16 protein-coding genes are annotated in these 19,661 nt (G+C 43.4%); 9 read left to right on the top strand and 7 right to left on the bottom strand.

The genetic code is table 11. The features are described 5' to 3' along the window. The first annotated feature begins 95 nt into the window (after positions 1–95). The 5 genes from F8N35_RS06095 (at position 96) to nagB (ending at position 5,901) form a co-directional block, all read left to right on the top strand. Complete coding sequence (locus F8N35_RS06095) at positions 96–1,034, top strand: ribose-phosphate pyrophosphokinase (RefSeq protein ID WP_293050470.1); 939 nt, start codon at positions 96–98, stop codon at positions 1,032–1,034. A 272-nt stretch (positions 1,035–1,306) separates the two neighbouring features. Further along, positions 1,307–1,636 (top strand): hypothetical protein, encoded by a 330-nt coding sequence (locus tag F8N35_RS06090; protein WP_293050468.1) that lies wholly within the window; start codon positions 1,307–1,309, stop codon positions 1,634–1,636. Positions 1,637–1,673: 37 nt separating this feature from the next. After that, on the top strand, positions 1,674–3,704 hold the full coding sequence (locus F8N35_RS06085) for a transketolase (RefSeq protein WP_293050466.1): 2,031 nt from the start codon (positions 1,674–1,676) through the stop codon (positions 3,702–3,704). 81 nt (positions 3,705–3,785) lie between these two features. Beyond that, positions 3,786–4,967 carry an FprA family A-type flavoprotein gene (locus F8N35_RS06080; protein WP_068703964.1) on the top strand — a complete coding sequence of 394 codons (1,182 nt, stop codon included), beginning with the start codon at positions 3,786–3,788 and terminating at the stop codon, positions 4,965–4,967. A 124-nt stretch (positions 4,968–5,091) separates the two neighbouring features. Beyond that, entirely contained in the window at positions 5,092–5,901 is an 810-nt protein-coding gene (nagB, locus tag F8N35_RS06075) for a glucosamine-6-phosphate deaminase (RefSeq protein ID WP_293050463.1), read from the top strand. Positions 5,902–5,981: 80 nt separating this feature from the next. On the opposite strand, the gene F8N35_RS06070 is transcribed toward nagB, so the two are convergent. From F8N35_RS06070 to F8N35_RS06060, 3 genes are all read right to left on the bottom strand, one after another. Further along, complete coding sequence (locus F8N35_RS06070) at positions 5,982–6,521, bottom strand: 5-formyltetrahydrofolate cyclo-ligase (protein WP_293050461.1); 540 nt, start codon at positions 6,519–6,521, stop codon at positions 5,982–5,984. 28 nt (positions 6,522–6,549) lie between these two features. Then, positions 6,550–7,935, bottom strand: a complete 1,386-nt coding sequence (gene glmM / locus F8N35_RS06065) for a phosphoglucosamine mutase (RefSeq protein WP_293050459.1) — start codon at positions 7,933–7,935, stop codon at positions 6,550–6,552. Between the two features lie 86 nt (positions 7,936–8,021). Continuing rightward, the gene (locus tag F8N35_RS06060) at positions 8,022–8,588 is read right to left on the bottom strand and encodes a DUF4827 family protein (protein ID WP_293050457.1); all 567 of its coding nucleotides are present in this window, start codon (positions 8,586–8,588) and stop codon (positions 8,022–8,024) included. A gap of 395 nt (positions 8,589–8,983) precedes the next feature. Here F8N35_RS06060 and F8N35_RS06055 point away from each other — a divergent pair, with 395 nt between their 5' ends. The 4 genes from F8N35_RS06055 (at position 8,984) to F8N35_RS06040 (ending at position 13,001) form a co-directional block, all read left to right on the top strand. Next, positions 8,984–9,574: a NigD-like C-terminal domain-containing protein gene (locus F8N35_RS06055; protein ID WP_293050455.1), complete on the top strand. Its 591-nt coding sequence runs from the start codon at positions 8,984–8,986 to the stop codon at positions 9,572–9,574. Between the two features lie 145 nt (positions 9,575–9,719). After that, positions 9,720–10,313, top strand: a complete 594-nt coding sequence (locus F8N35_RS06050; protein WP_293050453.1) for an FKBP-type peptidyl-prolyl cis-trans isomerase — start codon at positions 9,720–9,722, stop codon at positions 10,311–10,313. A gap of 37 nt (positions 10,314–10,350) precedes the next feature. Next, complete coding sequence (floA, locus tag F8N35_RS06045; protein WP_068703978.1) at positions 10,351–11,352, top strand: flotillin-like protein FloA; 1,002 nt, start codon at positions 10,351–10,353, stop codon at positions 11,350–11,352. A gap of 146 nt (positions 11,353–11,498) precedes the next feature. Beyond that, a complete protein-coding gene (locus F8N35_RS06040) occupies positions 11,499–13,001 on the top strand; it encodes an IMP dehydrogenase (RefSeq protein WP_293050450.1) in 1,503 nt (500 codons plus the stop codon). A 77-nt stretch (positions 13,002–13,078) separates the two neighbouring features. Here the strand turns inward: F8N35_RS06040 and F8N35_RS06035 are convergent, their stop codons facing one another. From F8N35_RS06035 to ffh, 4 genes are all read right to left on the bottom strand, one after another. Next, positions 13,079–13,609 carry a hypothetical protein gene (locus tag F8N35_RS06035; RefSeq protein ID WP_293050448.1) on the bottom strand — a complete coding sequence of 177 codons (531 nt, stop codon included), beginning with the start codon at positions 13,607–13,609 and terminating at the stop codon, positions 13,079–13,081. A 136-nt stretch (positions 13,610–13,745) separates the two neighbouring features. After that, positions 13,746–14,942, bottom strand: a complete 1,197-nt coding sequence (locus tag F8N35_RS06030; RefSeq protein ID WP_293050446.1) for an esterase — start codon at positions 14,940–14,942, stop codon at positions 13,746–13,748. A gap of 98 nt (positions 14,943–15,040) precedes the next feature. Further along, positions 15,041–18,004 carry a PEP/pyruvate-binding domain-containing protein gene (locus F8N35_RS06025; protein ID WP_293050444.1) on the bottom strand — a complete coding sequence of 988 codons (2,964 nt, stop codon included), beginning with the start codon at positions 18,002–18,004 and terminating at the stop codon, positions 15,041–15,043. Positions 18,005–18,214: 210 nt separating this feature from the next. Then, positions 18,215–19,525, bottom strand: a complete 1,311-nt coding sequence (gene ffh, locus F8N35_RS06020; RefSeq protein ID WP_293050442.1) for a signal recognition particle protein — start codon at positions 19,523–19,525, stop codon at positions 18,215–18,217. Positions 19,526–19,661 lie beyond the last annotated feature (136 nt).

Genomic DNA, 19,661 nt, shown 5'->3' with positions numbered 1-19,661 from the left:
TACCATGAACAAAACGTTATAATTCCAAGGATTAATTACAAATTCTATATAACTTTGTAACTTCAATTTTCACCACCTACAAAAAATCACACAACATGCATTTAGCAGACTCATACAAAGTCTTTTCGGGGTCAAGCAGCCGCTATCTGGCCGAGCAAATCTGCCAGAGTCTTGGCTGTGAACTGGGAAAAATGACAACCACCCGTTTTGCAGACGGCGAATTTGCTGTCAGATATGACGAATCAATTCGTGGTTGCTACGTATTTCTTGTACAATCTACATTCCCTTCATCAGACAACCTGATGGAACTTTTATTGATGATTGACGCAGCAAAAAGAGCTTCGGCTTACAAAGTCATTGCTGTAATTCCCTATTTCGGATGGGCTCGCCAGGACAGAAAGGACAAACCCCGTGTTTCAATCGGCGCAAAACTGATTGCCGACCTTCTGAGTGTAGCTGGCATCGACCGTCTCATCACGATGGATCTACATGCCGATCAAATTCAGGGATTCTTCAATGTACCTGTCGATCACCTCTATGCATCAACTCTCTTTGTACCGCACATCAAATCACTTCATATTGAAGATCTCGCTATTGCATCTCCCGACGTAGGTGGTTCAAAACGCGCTGGATCTTATTCAAAACATTTGGAGTCGCCGATGGTACTTTGCTACAAGCTACGTGAAAAAGCAAACGAAGTGAGCGAAATGAAAATTATCGGTAAGGTAACCGGCAAAAACGTAATCATTCTCGACGACATGGTTGACACCGCGGGCACGTTGACAAAAGCTGCCGGACTTATGATGGAGTATGGCGCAAAATCGGTCCGAGCCGTAGTCACCCACCCCATTATGTCCGCCCCGGCATCTCAACGCATCGAAGACTCCGTACTGAAAGAGATCATCTTTACCGACTCAATTCCTTACAACGGAAATTGCAGTAAAGTGAAGGTGTTATCCGTAGCCGATCTGTTTGCTGATACCATCAAAAAAGTATTCAATAACGAATCAATCAGCAGCCAGTATTTGCTGTAAAAAGAGATGTAATTACGAGGTTTTCCCATACATAAGATTAGGTTGTAAAGATAAAAATCATTATCTTTACAACCTCAAAATCACACATTTGAATAACTTCTTGTCATTTCACAGCCGTGAGTATCCGGCTAAATCGTTGAAATGAAAGAAGTTTTTCGCATTAAATTTGTTGTTTATTTTTGCGAGGAAGAAATTCTTCACTGACTCGCTCTGAGAGACAAAAAAACGACACAAAACAAAACACAAATCCGATAACTCTAAAACTTACTATTATGAAAGAAATTGATGACCTTCCGGAATTTGACGACGATGAAGCCATTGCGTTCATTTTAAAATACATACCTCAAGAACTCAAAGCAAAAGTAACCGAAGATGACATCGCTTACATTTTGGATGTTATCTACGATTTTTACGAGGCCAACGGACTCATAGAAGAAAATTCCACCGAAGAAGCTTCCATTGACGAAGATGACATGTTGCTATTTGTCATGAAAGCGATAAAAAAAGACAAAGTAGTCAATCTTTCCGAAGAAGAAGTCCAATCGTTGCTGGAAGGCGAATTTGAATATGGAAAATCAATAGGCATCTACAACGAAGAATAATTAGAAATCACATAAATATCAACACATAAAAACACTTATGAGCACAACATCCATTTTAGACAGAGCAGCCGATAACATTCGTATTTTGGCAACTAGTATGGTCGAAAAGGCCAAATCAGGTCACCCGGGCGGAGCAATGGGAGGCGCAGACTTCGTAAACGTATTGTTCAGCGAATTCTTAACTTACGATCCCAGCGATCCTCAATGGATCAACAGAGACCGTTTCTTCCTTGATCCGGGTCACATGTCGCCGATGCTTTACAGTGTATTGGCTCTTACAGGTAAATATTCACTGGAAGATCTGAAACAGTTCCGTCAATGGGGCAGTGTAACTCCGGGTCACCCCGAAGTGGATGTTGAACGCGGTGTTGAAAACACATCCGGTCCTCTCGGACAGGGTCATACAATGGCTATCGGTGCTGCTATAGCAGAACGCTTTCTTGCTGCCCGTTTCGGCAACTGGATGAGCCACAAAATCTATGCTTTTATTTCTGACGGTGGCGTACAGGAAGAAATCTCTCAGGGTGCAGGCCGTATCGCCGGTACTCTCGGACTGAGCAACCTGATCATGTTCTATGACTCTAACGATATTCAGCTTTCAACAGTTGTAAGCGAAGTGAGTGTAGAAGACACTGCAAAAAAATACGAAGCATGGGGCTGGAATGTTATCTCAATCGTTGGTAATGACGCAGCTCAGATTCGCGAAGCTTTAACAAAAGCACAAACTGAAACAGAACGTCCTACCCTGATTATCGGCAAAACCATTATGGGTAAAGGTGCTGTTACAGCAGACGGAAGCAGCTACGAAAATAAATGCGCTACACACGGTATGCCATTGAGCGAAGCTGGTGCATCTTATGACAAAACAATTGCCAACCTCGGTGGAAATCCCGAAAACCCATTTGTTATTTTCCCTGAAGTTGAAGAACTCTACGCAAAACGTAAAGAAGCGTTGGTTAAAATCGCTGCCGAAAAGAAAGCTCAGCAAGCTGTATGGGAAAAAGAAAACCCTGAATTGGCTAAAAAACTTGCATCTTTCTTCTCGAAAGAAGCTCCTAAAGTTGACTTTGCTGCTATCGCTCAAAAAGCAGATCAGGCTACACGCGCAGCCTCTTCTACCGTTTTGGCTGCTTTTGCAAGTCAGGTAGAAAACATGATCGTTGCTTCGGCTGACTTATCAAACTCTGACAAAACAGACGGATTCCTCAAGAAAACAAAAGCTTTCACAAAAGGCGATTTCTCAGGTGCCTTCTTCCAGGCTGGTGTTTGCGAACTTACCATGGCTGCTATTGCCAACGGTATGGCTCTCCACGGAGGGGTTATTCCTGCAGTGGGTACATTCTTCGTATTCTCCGATTACATGAAACCTGCCGTACGTATGGCTGCCTTGATGCAATTGCCCGTAAAATACGTTTGGACACACGATGCATTCCGTGTAGGTGAAGACGGTCCTACCCACCAACCTGTTGAACAGGAAGCTCAGATCCGTTTGATGGAACAATTGAAAAACCACCACGGCAAAAACAGCATGTTGGTTCTTCGTCCGGCTGACGCTGACGAAACAACAGTTGCATGGAAACTGGCTCTCGAAAACACATGTACACCAACTGGGTTGATCCTGTCTCGTCAAAATATCAAAAACCTTGTTGCCGAAAACGGCTACACATCCGCTTTGCAAGCAGCAAAAGGAGCCTATATCGTTTACAAACCAGCCACTAAAGCTGATATCATTTTGGTTGCAAACGGATCTGAAGTTGCAACTTTGATTGAAGCTGTTCCATTCCTGAAAGAAAAAGGCATCGAAGCTCAGGTAGTTTCTGCTCCTTCTGAAGGCTTGTTCTTCAACCAGGACGAAAGCTATCGTAACGAAGTAATTCCTGCTTCCACACCGGTATTCGGTCTTACAGCAGGTCTGCCTTCTACCTTGCAACGCCTGGCTGGCGCAAACGGAAAAGTATTCGGTCTGGATCATTTCGGATACTCTGCTCCTTACAAAGTATTGGATAAAGAATTTGGTTTCACTGCAGAAAATGTAGTTAACCAGGTTACAGCACAATTGGGCAAGTAATAGAACTTGCCCTTCAACCTTAGTTTCTGACACCGTGGAAAGATACACAATGGATATTGTTTATCTTTTAATCACTTAGTTATGTACAAAGCAAGACATATAACCGACGACATTTATTACATAGGTGTCAACGACCGGCAAAAAGTGCTCTTTGAAAACCTCATTCCACTACCACACGGAGTTTCATATAACTCCTATCTGATAATGGATGAGAAAACAGTTTTGGTGGATACCGTAGAAGTTTCTTTCGCCGAAGTATTTCTGGATAAACTGTTGAGTGTATTGGGAGATCGCCATCTGGATTATTTGGTAATCAACCACATGGAACCTGATCACTCAGGAGCAATCCGGGCTATTCGACGCATGTTTCCTGATATTAAAATCGTTGGGAACGCGCGAACCTTTAAAATGCTTGATGGGTTCTACGGAATCAATGATGGCTTGCACGAAGTAAAAGATGGGGATAAACTGGTTTTGGGTAAGCATACCCTCCAGTTCTTCCTCACTCCGATGATTCACTGGCCGGAAACTATGATGACTTACGATATTAACGACAAGTTATTATTTACAGGAGATGCTTTCGGTGCGTTTGGCACGTTGGACGGAGGAGTACTGGATACTGATATTGAAACCGGAAACCATTTGGAAGAAAGCCGCCGCTATTTTTCAAATATTGCCGGCAAGTACGGATCTGCCGTTCAGAATGCATTAAACAAGCTGAAGGACATTGAAATCAAGACTATTTGTCCTACCCACGGACCAGTTTGGCGTGAAAAGGTTAATAAAATAATCGAAATCACAGACAAACTAAGCCGGTACGAAGGAGAACGCGGCGTGGTAATTATTTACGGCAGCATGTATGGCAATACCGAACAAATGGCGGAGGCCATCGCGTATGGTCTTTCGGAAGAAGGCGAAAAAAATATCACGATTTACAACGTATCCAAAACGGATGTTTCGTTTATTTTGAGTGACATTTTCCGCTATGACCGTATCGTTATCGGAAGTCCGACATACAGCAATGAATTATTCCCGGAAATAGCCTCTTTGCTGGCAAAACTGGAAACCCGCGATATCAAGAATCGTAAATTTGCTTATTTCGGATCGTCAACCTGGTCGAATGCTTCCATCAAACTATTGGCAGCTTTTGCAGAACGGGTAAAATGGGATGTCGTAAGCCTCCCCATCGAGATCAAGCAAAGCCTCAAAGAGGACAAATACGAAGATTGTATCGCACTGGGACGATTGCTGGCTAAATCATAACAAAAAGTGTATTGCTGATTTACTGACAGTTTTGTTATGGTGCTGATGACAGAGATAGCCTTCGGGTTATCCATACAATGTGAAGATGAAACACAAAATTACAAATCTTTAAATTACACTTACTATGAGACTAATTATTGAGCCGAACTACGAGGTAGTATCAAAATGGGCAGCGGCTTACATCGTATCAAAAATACGAAAAGCAAATCCGACACCGGAGAAGCCTTTCGTTTTAGGTCTGCCTACGGGCTCAACACCACTGGGAACCTACAAAGAATTGATTTCGTTGTACAAAGCCGGAGCTGTATCTTTCAAGAATGTGATCACTTTCAATATGGATGAATATATCGGTATTCCCGAAGATCATCCAGAAAGCTATCACACCTTCATGTGGAAGAACTTTTTCAGCCACATCGACATCCCGAAAGAAAATGTGAATATTCTTGACGGAAATGCAGAAAATACAACAGCAGAATGCGAACGCTATGAAGCAAAGATTAAGGCCGTAGGCGGAATCGATCTTTTCATGGGTGGCGTAGGATCTGATGGACACATTGCTTTTAACGAACCTTGTTCATCGCTATACTCCCGTACAAGAGACAAAGAGCTGACGACCGACACTATCATTGCCAATTCGCGTTTCTTCGATAACGACGTCAACAAAGTGCCTAAAACGGCTTTGACTGTAGGCGTTGCAACTATTCTGGATGCCCGCGAGGTGTTGATCCTTATTTCAGGTCACAATAAAGCCCGCGCTTTACGTCAGGCAGTGGAAGAAGGAGTTAATCACAAATGGACAATCAGCATGCTGCAATTGCATCCGAAAGGAATTATCGTGTGTGACGAGGCATCCTGCGAAGAACTGACAGTTGGTACCTACAAGTACTTCCTTGACATCGAAAGCCAGTGGTTAGATCCTCAGAAAATGCTTTGATAACAAATTATTTAATAGCAAAGGGCTTCGCAAAAATGAATTGCGAAGCCCTTTTTCTATAGTCGTCTTTCAGTAATTTTTCAATCAGTCACTACCCTATCGACAGGTATATCCCATTCATCGACAGGTATATTTTCCACTATTTGCAACCGAAAAGCAACACCTACCTTATATGCTTTTGTGGATGGTAGAAATTGATCATAATAGCCTTTCCCTCTCCCCAAGCGATGCCCCTGCAAGTCAAACGCGACGCCCGGAACAATCACCAGATCCACATCTCCAGAATACGTTTCTCCGGTCGGCTCTAAAATACCGAACGCGCCAATCTGCATTTTATCGCGGCCTTCAAAAAGCTTCAATTCCAGCTTATCGCCGGAAACAACCGGCAAATAGAATTGCTTTTCGTGCCAAAACTTTTCAATTAACGAATCAATTTGTACCTCGTCCGACAAAGGCCAATAGCACAAAACAGAATGAGCAGTGTGAAATTCTTCACACTGCTCAATATTTTGAACCACTTTCTCAGACAAATAAACTTGTTCGTCTTTCGATAATTGCAGTTTGCGCTCTTTAATCAGGGCCCGCACATGCTTTTTATTTTGCATCGCTGTATTACCCATAAAATCAAGATATAGCTAAACGCCTATATTAAATAAGCTTTTTAATCTCAGCAATAATTTCTTCACCCAAACGGTCGGCTTCTGCCGGAGATTTGGCTTCCGAATATATACGAATAATAGCCTCCGTGTTGGATTTCCGCAAATGCACCCATCCTTCCGGAAAATCGATTTTCACCCCGTCAATATCGTTAATGTCGTATTGAGCATATTTTGCTTTGATAGCAGCCAATACTTCGTCAACATTAATATCAGGTGTCAGGTCCATCCGCTTTTTACCCATAAAATAAGATGGATAAGTTGCGCGCAGTTCTGATACTTTTTTGCCGGTTCTTGCCAAATGAGTAAGGAACAGAGCAATACCAACCAAAGCATCGCGTCCATAATGACTGGCAGTATAAATAACACCACCGTTACCTTCGCCACCGATTACCGCATTTGTTTCCTTCATCTTCGTCACAACATTGACTTCGCCCACAGCAGAAGCGGTATAAACACCGCCATGCTGCTGCGTAACATCACGCAACGCACGGGTTGAGCTCATATTTGAAACCGTATTGCCCGGAGTATTTGAAAGGACATAATCGGCCACCGACACCAAGGTATATTCTTCACCAAACATAGAACCATCTTCGCAAATAATAGCCAAACGGTCTACATCAGGATCGACAACAAATCCCACATCAGCCTTTCCACTTTTCAACAGATCCGAAATTGCGGTAAGATGCTCCGGCAGAGGTTCCGGATTGTGCGGAAAATGTCCGTCGGGCGTACAGTATAATTTTTCCACACTGTTAATACCCAGATTCGACAATAATTCCGGTATTGCGATTCCTCCCACAGAATTAACACAGTCGACAGCCACTTTAAAGTCGGCCTTGTAAATAGCTTCCACATCCACCAAATCGAGAGCCAAAACGCTTTCTATGTGCTTTTGAGTATAGGTGAAATCTTCTGTCAATTTACCGATCTCATCCACCTCGGCAAATTCAAAATCCTGCGATTCGGCAATCTGAAGAACTTCTTCTCCATCTTTGGCACTCAGAAACTCACCTTTTTCATTCAACAATTTCAGGGCATTCCATTGTTTGGGATTATGGCTTGCCGTAAGGATTATACCTCCACTTGCACTCTCCATTGTAACGGCGAGCTCTGTTGTTGGAGTTGTCGCCAAGCCAATGTTAACCACATCAAATCCCATTCCAAGTAAGGTGCCGATAACAACATGATTAACCATTTCGCCTGAAATACGGGCATCTCTTCCCACAACGACTTTCAAAGGACGTTGCTGAGTATGCCTTTTGACCCATGTAGCATAAGCTGTTGTAAATTTTACTATATCAAGAGGATTAAGACCATCGCCGGTCTTTCCTCCGATGGTTCCCCTGATTCCTGATATGGATTTGATTAATGTCATAGTGCAAAAATATTAGGTGTGTACAAAAAATTACTGCGAACCAAATATAGTAAATGATTCGCAGCCTTTATATGAGTTGTTCTTGATTATCGCGGAAGTTTTTTAATACTCAGCTTGTAATAATAGGGCGTTACATTTGATTGATCTGTAGATGTTCCAAGCGTTCCGGGAACAATAAGTTCTGCCTGAGCGCCGGAATATTTCATATAAGTGATTGCTTCTTGCCATGCCGAAGGCTCCGAACCGGTAGAACCATAAGTTATACTGCTGGGATAAGCCGAATTCAGTGTTGTCCATGTACTTTCAACTGTATCAGGAGGTAACGTTATACCAATTTTAATGTAACGCACAACTACGTTATCTCCCACGCGAATAGAATCTTTACTATCTATAGCAGCCTGATCTCCAACTTGAAGTAAATGATAATAAAGCCCTGTAGAACTCAAATAATAATCCTTTTTGCCAGACCAAGCCTTAGTAGCATAATTAGATGGTAATGAATTTATTACATTTATCGTATCATATCGAAGAAAAGTACTGATTGTCGCTTTCTGCGTTTTTACAAGATCGGAATAAGTGGATGACCCACTACAACCAACTATAGCAATCACTGCAAAAATGCAGCTTAAAACAAAACCCGAGAATAACTTCATACGTTCTTTTTAAAAGTGTAAAAATGCAAGGTGTATTGATGCGCAAAGTTACAATTATATTTGAATTAGCGAGAAAACAGCGCCATTGTTTTTTGAATCGTTAAGTATAATTTTCGCCAAAGTGCGCCGGTCTTTTACTTCGCAACATCCGTCAAAGCTCCCATACAATAAAAGCGACTCAAAACAACTACCTATCAACACAATACCTCAAAACGACAAAAAACACACCATCAAGTTAAAATTTACTAAATCATTTCAAATTATGCAACGTTTTCCGACACATTTCATCTTACATTACAAAGGCAGTAATTTATTAAATGAAGATAATAGGATTAGTTTGCAGTTGTGCAATTTTATTGTGTGTCACATCTTGTAATAAAGAAGAACAACAATCTTTGGACAAGTATTGGGTTAGTCTTGCTACCGTTTACCAAACCAATCCTTCTGGTAGTTTCGGTGTTCAGTTTGATAACGGAAGCTATGCCATAGCAAACGAAACCGGCTTCAAGGCTGAAAATGGCAAGCGGGTAATCATTAATTACTCCATTTTATCAGACTCCATCAACGAACAGTTGTTGCGTAAAATCAGGATCAACAACATTAACGAGGTAGAGATAAAGAAGATAGAAGTCCTCAATGCAGCAAATCAGGACAGCGTTGGAAACGATCCTGTTGATATTGATGAAATATGGGTAGGAGGCAATTACCTCAATGTATCGTTTCGATATTACGGAGACAAGGTCAAACACCTGTTTAGCATGGTAAGAAACTCGCTGTTACCGGCTGCTGCTGACGGCAAAACGCATCTCGAGTTCAGACAGAACGCATTTAGTGAACGATATGTCATTCAAAATAAAGGTATCATATCTTTTAACTTAAAGGACTTTACAAATACATTACCCTCAGGAAATATTCAATTGGTAATAGAAGCTAAAAATTACACCGGAAATGTTATGCGTTATGAACTAACTTACCCTAAAAAATAGTTCAACAAATTAGCATTCAACAATATAAATACAGCCTCAGCGCTGACAATCTTTATTTTTTTTTGGTTTTTGGTTAGATGGGAGTCCGGTTCACTGTGAAGTGACCGGATTTTTTTTGTCGCCCTTTCAAATTTTACTATCTTTGATGCCTGGTTTTGAAAGCCAGAATAATACATTCAGGGCACTTACCATTCAAAGAAAATTACAATCAGAAACACACCTGAAGATATATATCACCATCAACTCATCTTCTAACATTCATTTTATGTCGACTCGTAACTGGATTACATTTATTATTGTTGCTTTAGGAATCACCGTTTGCGCTTGCACCAGCACCAGCGATAGTTGGAAAGATCTGAACGAAAAATTTCTGACAGAAAATGCGACCAAAGATGGCGTTCATGTCACAAAAAGCGGTCTTCAATACAAAATATTAACAGATGGTGTTGGCCTTAAGCCCAACACATCAAGTTACGCAAAAATAGTCTACACCGGCAGACTGATTGACGGAACCGTATTCGATACAACAATGAACGATACGACTTGGGTTAACACAGCAAGCTCAAGTTATGTTTCTTATTTCGTGAGCGGATTTCAGGAAGCATTGACAAAGATGAACACTGGTTCCCGTTGGGAAATTTACATCCCTCAATCATTAGGTTATAGCTCTAACGCTTACGGAAACATTCCTGCTTACTCAACTTTGATTTTTGACGTACAGCTCTTAGGGTTTCAATAAACGGACATTAACAATACTCTCATAAAACGCATCAACTATGGATATTCTTGTTGTTGGCGGATTAGTAGCGTTATTCATCCTGCTAATCATTTTCTTTTATTACGTTCCTTTCCTGTTGTGGATCTCCGCAAAAGTTTCAGGAGTAAGTATATCGCTGATTCAGCTGTTTCTGATGCGCATCCGTAAAGTGCCGCCTCATGCCATCGTACGATGCATGATTGAAGCACATAAAGCCGGCTTAAACACCATTCGTCGCGATGACCTCGAAGCTCACTATCTTGCCGGAGGACATATTGAAAGAGTAGTTCACGCATTGGTTTCTGCTGCCAAAGCAAACATTGAACTCTCTTTTCAAATGGCAACTGCTATTGACCTTGCAGGTCGCGATGTATTCGAGGCAGTTCAGATGTCTGTTAATCCCAAAGTAATTGATACGCCTCCGGTGACTGCTGTTGCCAAAGATGGCATCCAGATGATCACGAAAGCTCGTGTAACGGTTCGCGCCAATATCCGCCAGTTGGTGGGTGGTGCAGGCGAAGAAACGGTTCTTGCCCGCGTTGGGGAAGGTATTGTTTCATCCATTGGGTCATCGCAGACACACAAAACCGTAATGGAAAATCCTGATTCAATATCAAAACTGGTTTTACAAAAAGGACTGGATGCAGGAACAGCATTCGAAATTCTTTCCATTGATATTGCAGATATAGACATCGGGAAAAACATCGGCGCTCAGCTTCAGATGGATCAGGCCGAAGCCGACAAAAATATTGCTCAGGCTAAAGCTGAAGAGCGCCGCGCAATGGCTGTAGCCTCCGAACAGGAAATGAAAGCCAAAGCGCAGGAAGCCCGTGCCAAGGTAATTGAAGCCGAAGCAGAAGTTCCCAAAGCCATGGCCGATGCTTTCAGAAGTGGCAACCTCGGCATTATGGACTACTATAAAATGAAAAATATTGAAGCCGATACGTCGATGCGCGAATCAATTGCCAAGCCTGCTTCTCCGCAGGGCACAACAGGTGGTAAACCTTCGAAGCCGGCCTAATGAACTATGAATAAACTAAACGGATTGCGTCATTACACAATCCGTTTTTTTGTTATAAAACGACAGAAACAACCGCTCCGGGCTGTTGCCGGAGTTCTCTAATTTTTGTATCTTTGCCCAATTTTATTTCCAAAAAAGAAACTGATATGGCACACTATTTAAATGACATCTCCAGAACGTTTAGTGAATACCTGTTGATCCCGGGTTTAACCACCAAAGAGTGTATTCCTAACCAGATATCATTGAAAGCTCCGCTTGTAAGATTCAAGGCGAACGAAACTCCTGCAATCTCCCTTAACATTCCGTTTGTATCGGCAATTATGCAATCCGTATCGGATCATAAAATGGCGATTGCACTGGCACGCAACGGTGGTCTTTCATTTATCTTCGGTTCGCAGTCTATCGAATCGCAGGCAGAAATGGTGCGCAAGGTAAAAAAATACAAAGCCGGATTTGTAATCAGCGATGCCAACCTCACGCCGGAAAACACACTGGCTGACGTGTTGGCGCTGAAAGAAAAATCGGGACACGCTACTATCGGGATTACCGAAAACGGCGCTTCAGACGGCAAACTACTCGGCATCGTCACCGGCCGCGATTACCGCATCACCCGCGATAGCCTCGACAAGAAAGTCAAAGAGTTTATGACTCCGTTTGACAAGCTGATAACCGGCGAATTCGGTATCTCTCTGGCAGAAGCAAACGACATAATATGGGATCACAAACTCAATTGTTTACCTATTATCGACAACAATCAATGTCTGAAATATTTTGTATTCCGAAAAGATTACGATAGCCACCAGGACAACCCTAACGAAATCTCTGATGCCGACAAGAAATTGCTGGTTGGCGCTGGTATCAACACCCGCGACTATCGCGAACGTGTTCCACAATTGATCGAAGCCGGTGTTGACGTGGTGTGTATTGACTCATCCGACGGATTCTCCGTTTGGCAGAAAGAAACTTTGGAATACGTAAAAAACACTTACGGCGACAAGGTAAAAATCGGAGCCGGTAATGTAGTTGACCGTGACGGATTCCTTTATCTGGCAGAGGCCGGAGCTGACTTCGTGAAAGTAGGTGTCGGTGGAGGTTCTATCTGTATCACCCGCGAACAAAAAGGGATCGGCCGCGGACAGGCCACCGCTTTAATCGAAGTAGCTGCCGCCCGTGACGAATACTTCAAGAAGACGGGCGTTTATGTTCCTATCTGTTCGGATGGTGGTATCGTTCAGGATTATCACATGGTGCTTGCTTTGGCAATGGGAGCCGACTTCATCATGATGGGTCGTTACTTCGCACGTTTCGACGAAAGCCCTACCCGCAAACTGATGGTGAACGGCAATTATATGAAGGAATACTGGGGTGAAGGATCAAACCGCGCACGCAACTGGCAACGCTATGATGCAGGAGGTGCTGAAGGCCTGAAATTTGAAGAGGGCGTTGACAGCTTTGTGCCTTACGCCGGAAAACTAAAAGACAACCTTGATATAACGCTGGGTAAAATACGTTCTACCATGAGTAGCTGCGGCGTTACTTCCATCACCGATTTGCAAAAAAACGGCAAAATCACCTTAGTGTCATCGACCAGTATCATCGAAGGCGGAGCTCACGACGTGATTGTAAAAGACTCACGGAATAACGGATAATATTCGCTTATCACATATACAAAACGGTCGGATTTTCGCTTGAAAATCCGACCGTTTGTTTTTAGAACAAGAAGAGGTTAATCATTCACGTTTACGTCTAAGTCGTTGTAAATATTTACTTCGACTCTGGCACCCGGAACAGCATAACCATATTGATCCTGAAGATATGCACTGACAATAATATCCTGCTTTCCTGTATTTCGCATGTAATTGAACGCATTCATCATGAAATTGTAGAACGCGACATTATTGCGTGAATCGGCAATCGTAATCACTTCTCCGTTTTTATAAACCGGAATATTCGGAAACGAGTATTGCCCAATGCCATCGATATCAACAACTAAGCCCCGAATCACATCTCCAGCCACCAGATCACCGGTAACTTCAACCACGGAACCAAGGAAGCTGAAATCATTGATTTGATTTGCATAGCCGGTAATTGAAATATCTTCAGGATAGGCGACCTGACGTTCTTCAAAATAACCTGTGCGAGAGGTAGTCGGAGCAAATTTATAGTCAAGCGTACCTTGTCGCCATGTATCTTTTTGACACGAGGACAGCAAAACAACTGACAACAACATCAGCCCCATCACGAGTTTTTGTCTCATAAATAACTAAAATAAAACGAATTGGCACATAATTAAATCGCAAACAGACAAAATAATTCTATTCTGTTTTAATGAAACAAATGTATAAAAATTTCATCAGAATTCCCTTGTATCAATTAGAACTCAATTACGTTTATTACTTATCAAACAATTGCGGCGCAAATTCACTCAGATAAATGCGCCAGTTTTTCCAGATATGCCCTTCTTCAGTTTCAAAATATTTATACGGGAACTTATGTTCATCCAAACGTTTCCGATAATCAGCATTGGCTTTGTAGAGAAAGTCAGCCTTCCCGATTGCAATCCAGTATAATTTCGGATGTTTATCGAACTGTACCTGAAGTTTCTTATCCATATCCATGTACACCGGCGAACTATTTTCTTTGTCGGGAAGAATAGCCGCAGAAAACAGGCCGACATAGTCGAACATGTCGGGATACTCTTTTGAAATATGCAAAGAGTGAAAGCCACCCATTGAAAGTCCAGCAATAGCTCGCCCTGATTTTGCTTTCACAGTACGATAGTTCAAGTCGATAAAACTTACAATTTCAGGGAACGCTTTTTCGTACGATCCTTCCATGGTTTTAGGCAACTGAAAAGTCGGCTTATAGAATCCCAACGACGATTCACCAGGAGCGGCTTCCTGCACGGCATTACCATTGGGCATCACCACAATCATCGGTTTGACTTTCCCCGTAGCAATCAGGTTGTCGAGAATCTGTGCGGTACGCCCCAAGGCAATCCAGGCCTCTTCATCGCCACCCATACCGTGCAACAGATACAGTACCGGGTAATTCGCTTTGCTTTCTTCATATCCGGGAGGAGTGTAAATGGTGATACGGCGAGTCAATCCAAGCGACGGACTTTGATACCAACGACGGGTAACGCTCCCGTGAGGCACGGCATTCACCTTACAAAGATCTGCTCGTCCACCTCCAATGATAAATACGCTTGTAACCGAAGCAACGTCGCGTATCATATAAACATTGGAAGGGTCTGTCACTTTGCATCCGTCAATCAGAAAGGAATAGCTGTAAAGTTCAGGTGCAAGCGATTGCGGAGTGGTAAATTCCCAAATACCCTTGTCGTTTTTCTTAAGTTCAGCAGTACCCGGAGCGTCAACCAGTCCAAACGAAGTTTGTTGTTTTTGAGGAGAAAGGAAGTCTCCAGTCACTTCTACTTTCACAGCCTGAGGCGCATTCAATCGGAATGTCACCGTGTTGTCACTGTTAATTTGTGGCGACACTATTTCGCCGGCACCCCACAAAGCCTGTTGTGCATGAATACTCAAACAGGCAATGGCAAAAACAAAAAATAAAGTTAGTTTTTTCATGAATATGATATTGATGGTTAAAAATATAGCACACAGAAAACACGGATTCAAGGGAAAATCACAGCAAATCTCAGTCTATTTATGAGTCTTCGTGTCAATTAATTCTTCCCTGATTTCAGCACCACGCCCCTACTTTTTCTCCCGTCTATTTTAATTACGAAAGGCTGTTCGAAACGCACATGACGAATATTTTCCGTTTCGTGAATGGCTGGCTGGGCATCGAGATAGTCAAAATCGAGGTAACCTTCTTTGATATAAGGATTCACGGTAAAATATCCGACTCCAAATGATGTCAGGTTCTGAAAAAAATGCGTGCCCTGACTCGGATCGATGCGATAGTTGGTCAATCCGGCTTCCACAATCAGCCGTGCCGACGAAATGTGCGGCCACTTAACGGGAATGCCCAGACACGGATCGTTGGTCCCCCAGCGCCCCGGACCAATCAGCACACAGCCTCGCTCGTCGGCGAGCAGTTGGCGATTGAGAGCATCAATCTCGTCCACCATTTTGCGATTATTGGCAGCATTGAACGACTCGGGTTTCACGTAGATAATGTCGCAAACATCATGCGTAATACCATGCCCCAGCGCATTGGTGCAATTTATAATGGTTTCGCCGTCGGGAATATCTTCCAAATCCTCTTCCAGCATCTCCATTGAGTCCACAATAGGACGAATCTGCAACAGATAAAACGTACCTGCCTTATTCTTCCGGTCGAGTTCTACAGCAAACTCAATTTCAACAGGACGCCCCATTTCGCGCTGTCCGGTCTGTAAAACCTTCTGCAAGATAGCCGCCAAAGGAAAAGTATCGTGTTTCAGAATATTGGCAAACGTAATTACCCGTCGCCCCTCTTCAAACATCGAATCGTAAAGTGCTTGTGCCTGCGGATTAAACGTAGATGCCAGCCAAGGCAGCGAATTGTCTTTCTCTGCATCCTTCAATGTCAGTTTCAATAAATTAAACCCGTCATCTACCTGCGGCGTAAAATGCTCCTGCGAAAGGTCGAATGCATAGAAATGAGTCTGCGTCTCTTTCAACGCAATCTCCACATTGTTGGCCTGCAGGCAACTTTTAGGGTGCGCGGGAGAAAAGCGCAACGAAGTACCACCGTCCACAATATATTTACCGAGTCCCAACGCCACGTTAGCAATGCCCTCTTCGGGAGTTTCGTGTCCGATAGGATAGTAATTGAGCGAGCGCGCCACGCCCGAGAATGAGGGATAAAAATGAGTTCCGTAGGCCGATCCGCACACTTCCTGCAAGACAATGGCCATCTTCTCTTCGTCAATCACATTGCGCGTAGCTTTCATGTAAGCCTTGCTGCTTTTGTAATACACCGACGCATAGACAGCCTTGATGGCCTCACACACAGCCAGCAGCGTATTGGTTTTACTGGCCTTTACATTGGGCACCATGTAGGTGGTATAGATACCGGCGAAGGGTTGATAATGCGAATCTTCAAGCAAACTGGACGACCGGATAGCAATAGGGCCCGCTATGGAACCGAGAAATGCGTAGAGATCTGCCACAATATTCTGCGCCATTTTTGCATTGAGAAAATGAGAGAGAATCACCTCATCCGGCTCGTCCTGTAATGCTATAGAATAAAGATCGTTCCTTTCCATAAATTCAGAGAAAACATCGGTACAAAGCACCACCGTACGGGGCACAGCAACCACCGAAGCTCCGAATTCGCTCTCTTCGATATTACGTTTCACCATGGCATCGAGGAATGCCAGACCACGCCCCTTTCCTCCCATCGATCCTTCTCCGATACGGGCAAAATTGGAGTATTCGTCGAAACGTCCCCGCTCGAAAACCGCAACGATTCCCTTGTTTTTGATGCGACGGTAATCGACAATGGCGTCGAAAATAATCTTCCGCACATCGCTCAACGTATCGCCAGGCTCGATAGTAATACGCCGCAGGAATTCGGCCAACGGAAACATGGCACGCGAATAGAGCCAGCGCGAGATATGGTTGCGCGACACATGGTAGAGCAACGAATCATCGGGAATGGTAAAAATCAACTCCTGCAAATCCTTCAGTTTCGTAACGCGAGCCACTTCTTCTCCGGTTACGGGATTTATAAAGACAAAATCACCGAAACCGAAATTATTAATCACCGTTTCCTGCAAGTCGCGTTGAAAAACTTTGGCGTTTTTATTCAGAAAAACGGCTCCGAATCGTTCGGCATACTCGGCATTCTCCTCGTCAGACGACTGCATAATGATCGGCACATAAGGATCTTCCAAGCGTATATCTTCACAAAGCGCCACTCCGGCATATTTATTTTTCACTCCCGAACGATTGAAACTCACATCGGTGATTACACCCTGCAGATGATGCTTGTAACGTTGATAAAGCTCCCAGGCCTCTTCATAATTACGTGCCAGTAAAATTTTGGGACGCCCGCGCATACGCAACATCCGTTCGTGCTCGTTGAGCGCCTCAGTCATAAATGAGCGCGACTGCTTAAACACCAGTTTATAAAGCAACGGAAGAATGGATGAGTAAAACCGTACAGAATCCTCCACTACCAAAATGACCTGCACCCCGACCGACTTTACATCCGCCTCGGCATTCATCTTATCTTCCATCAGTTTGATGATAGCCAACAATAAATCAGCATTTTCCAACCAGCTGAACACGTAGTCGATAGCACTCAGGTCTTCATGCGCCAACCGCCGCGTAACGCCACGGGAGAAGGGAGTAAGCACGGTGATGGGAATTTGAGGAAACTGATCTTTGATTCGTTTAGCAAGCTCAAAGGTATCGCTGTGTTCGCCCGAAGGCATAGAAATAATCAGTTCAAAATTACGGGTTTGAAGCAAATGAAAAGCTTCATCCTCTGTATGAACCAGCGTAATGCGCGGCGGATAGCGCAGGTTGAGAGAGACATATTCGTTAAATATTTGCTCGTCTACCCGACCGTCTTCTTCCAACGTAAACGAATCGTAGGCACTGGCAATGAGAAGAATATTGAACACCCGCTTGTTCATCAGATCGGCAAACGAGGTATCCTTGAAGTATAATTTTTTAATATTGACGTTTCTCATGGATTCAATTTGAAAATGAGACAAACAACGTTCAGAGAAGCTAATGAGCCAATAATCGAACACAGAATCCGACATCAACCATTTTCAAAGCCACACAAATATACACAATTCCCAAAACAAAAGCGCATATCCACTACATTTGATTCTTTGTCATAAAAAAACGCAGCTACCCTAAAGCAGCTGCGTTGCATTATCTATCGTATATCCGATTTATTTTCTTTTGAACGGCATCTTGTGTTGCGATACCATTTTCATCATTTTACGCATTTCGTCGAACTGCTTCAGCAGACGGTTTACATCCTGAATAGTAGTTCCGCTACCTTTAGCAATACGCTGACGGCGGGTTCCGTTTATCACCTCCGGATTTTTCCGTTCGAACGGAGTCATGGAATGAATAATCGCTTCGGTCGATTTGAAAACATTGTCATCAAATTCCACGTCTTTCAATGCCTTGCCCATACCGGGAATCATCGAAGCCACATCTTTCAGGTTACCCATTTTTTTGATCTGAGTCAACTGACCCATAAAATCATCAAAGTCGAATTGGTTCTTAGCCAGTTTCTTGCTCAGGCGACGACTTTCTTCTTCATCGTACATTTCCTGAGCTTTTTCCACGAACGAAACGATGTCACCCATACCGAGAATACGGTCGGCCATACGTTCGGGGTGGAAAGTATCGAGGGCATCCATCTTTTCTCCGGTACCCACAAACTTGATCGGCTTGGTAACCACCGTACGGATAGAGAGCGCGGCACCACCACGGGTATCACCATCGAGTTTGGTAAGAACAACCCCGTCGAAATCGAGACGATCGTTAAATTCCTTGGCAGTATTCACCGCATCCTGACCGGTCATAGAATCGACCACGAACAGGGTTTCGTGCGGCTGAATTGCAGCTTTAACAGCTGCAATCTCTTTCATCATTTGCTCGTCAATAGCCAAACGACCGGCGGTATCGACAATCACCAAATCATGATTGTTCTGTTTCGCAAATTTTACGGCGTTTTGTGCAATTTCGACAGCATTTTTGTTGCCTACTTCAGCATAAACAGGCACGCCGATTTGTTCTCCAAGCACCTTCAACTGGTCAATAGCAGCCGGACGGTAGATATCGCAGGCAACCAACAAAGGATTTTTGCCGCGTTTCGACTTGAGCATGCTGGCCAACTTACCAGAGAAGGTCGTTTTACCGGAACCCTGCAAACCGGACATCAAAATAATTGCCGGATTGGCTTTGATATTGACATCGACAGTAGTACCACCCATCAAACGAGCCAGTTCGTCATGCACGATCTTCACCATCAACTGCCCGGGTTGCAACGAAGTCAACACATCCTGACCAAGTGCTTTTTCTTTTACCTCATCGGTAAAAGTCTTGGCTACCTTGTAGTTTACGTCGGCGTCGATCAATGCTTTACGGATATCTTTCAACGTTTCGGCAACGTTGATTTCAGTAATCGATCCCTGACCTTTCAGTATCTTAAACGACCGTTCAAGTCTTTCGCTTAGATTTTCAAACATATATGAAAAAGATTTGCTTTTTGAATTTCAGTTTTTTCGGAGTGCAAATTTACAATTAATCAGCAAGCTGTGCAAATCGAAGAACGGATTGTCTATATAAAAAAACGGGTTGCCACTTTACAATGACAACCCGACC

Origin of the sequence: Paludibacter sp. (genome assembly GCF_009712605.1) — a bacterium.
Classification (GTDB): Bacteria; Bacteroidota; Bacteroidia; order Bacteroidales; family Paludibacteraceae; genus Microbacter.
The sequence above is the reverse complement of the archived record's forward strand: the minus strand, read 5'-3'. Positions and strand labels throughout refer to the sequence as shown.

Bases quoted from the DNA above. Each gene is read 5' to 3' on its own strand.
- F8N35_RS06095 (WP_293050470.1), top strand. From the start codon at position 96: ATGCATTTAGCAGACTCATACAAAGTCTTTTCGGGGTCAAGCAGCCGC.
- F8N35_RS06090 (WP_293050468.1), top strand. From the start codon at position 1,307: ATGAAAGAAATTGATGACCTTCCGGAATTTGACGACGATGAAGCCATT.
- F8N35_RS06085 (WP_293050466.1), top strand. From the start codon at position 1,674: ATGAGCACAACATCCATTTTAGACAGAGCAGCCGATAACATTCGTATT.
- F8N35_RS06080 (WP_068703964.1), top strand. From the start codon at position 3,786: ATGTACAAAGCAAGACATATAACCGACGACATTTATTACATAGGTGTC.
- nagB (WP_293050463.1), top strand. From the start codon at position 5,092: ATGAGACTAATTATTGAGCCGAACTACGAGGTAGTATCAAAATGGGCA.
- F8N35_RS06070 (WP_293050461.1), bottom strand. From the start codon at position 6,521: ATGGGTAATACAGCGATGCAAAATAAAAAGCATGTGCGGGCCCTGATT.
- glmM (WP_293050459.1), bottom strand. From the start codon at position 7,935: ATGACATTAATCAAATCCATATCAGGAATCAGGGGAACCATCGGAGGA.
- F8N35_RS06060 (WP_293050457.1), bottom strand. From the start codon at position 8,588: ATGAAGTTATTCTCGGGTTTTGTTTTAAGCTGCATTTTTGCAGTGATT.
- F8N35_RS06050 (WP_293050453.1), top strand. From the start codon at position 9,720: ATGCCTGGTTTTGAAAGCCAGAATAATACATTCAGGGCACTTACCATT.
- floA (WP_068703978.1), top strand. From the start codon at position 10,351: ATGGATATTCTTGTTGTTGGCGGATTAGTAGCGTTATTCATCCTGCTA.
- F8N35_RS06040 (WP_293050450.1), top strand. From the start codon at position 11,499: ATGGCACACTATTTAAATGACATCTCCAGAACGTTTAGTGAATACCTG.
- F8N35_RS06035 (WP_293050448.1), bottom strand. From the start codon at position 13,609: ATGAGACAAAAACTCGTGATGGGGCTGATGTTGTTGTCAGTTGTTTTG.
- F8N35_RS06030 (WP_293050446.1), bottom strand. From the start codon at position 14,942: ATGAAAAAACTAACTTTATTTTTTGTTTTTGCCATTGCCTGTTTGAGT.
- F8N35_RS06025 (WP_293050444.1), bottom strand. From the start codon at position 18,004: ATGAGAAACGTCAATATTAAAAAATTATACTTCAAGGATACCTCGTTT.
- ffh (WP_293050442.1), bottom strand. From the start codon at position 19,525: ATGTTTGAAAATCTAAGCGAAAGACTTGAACGGTCGTTTAAGATACTG.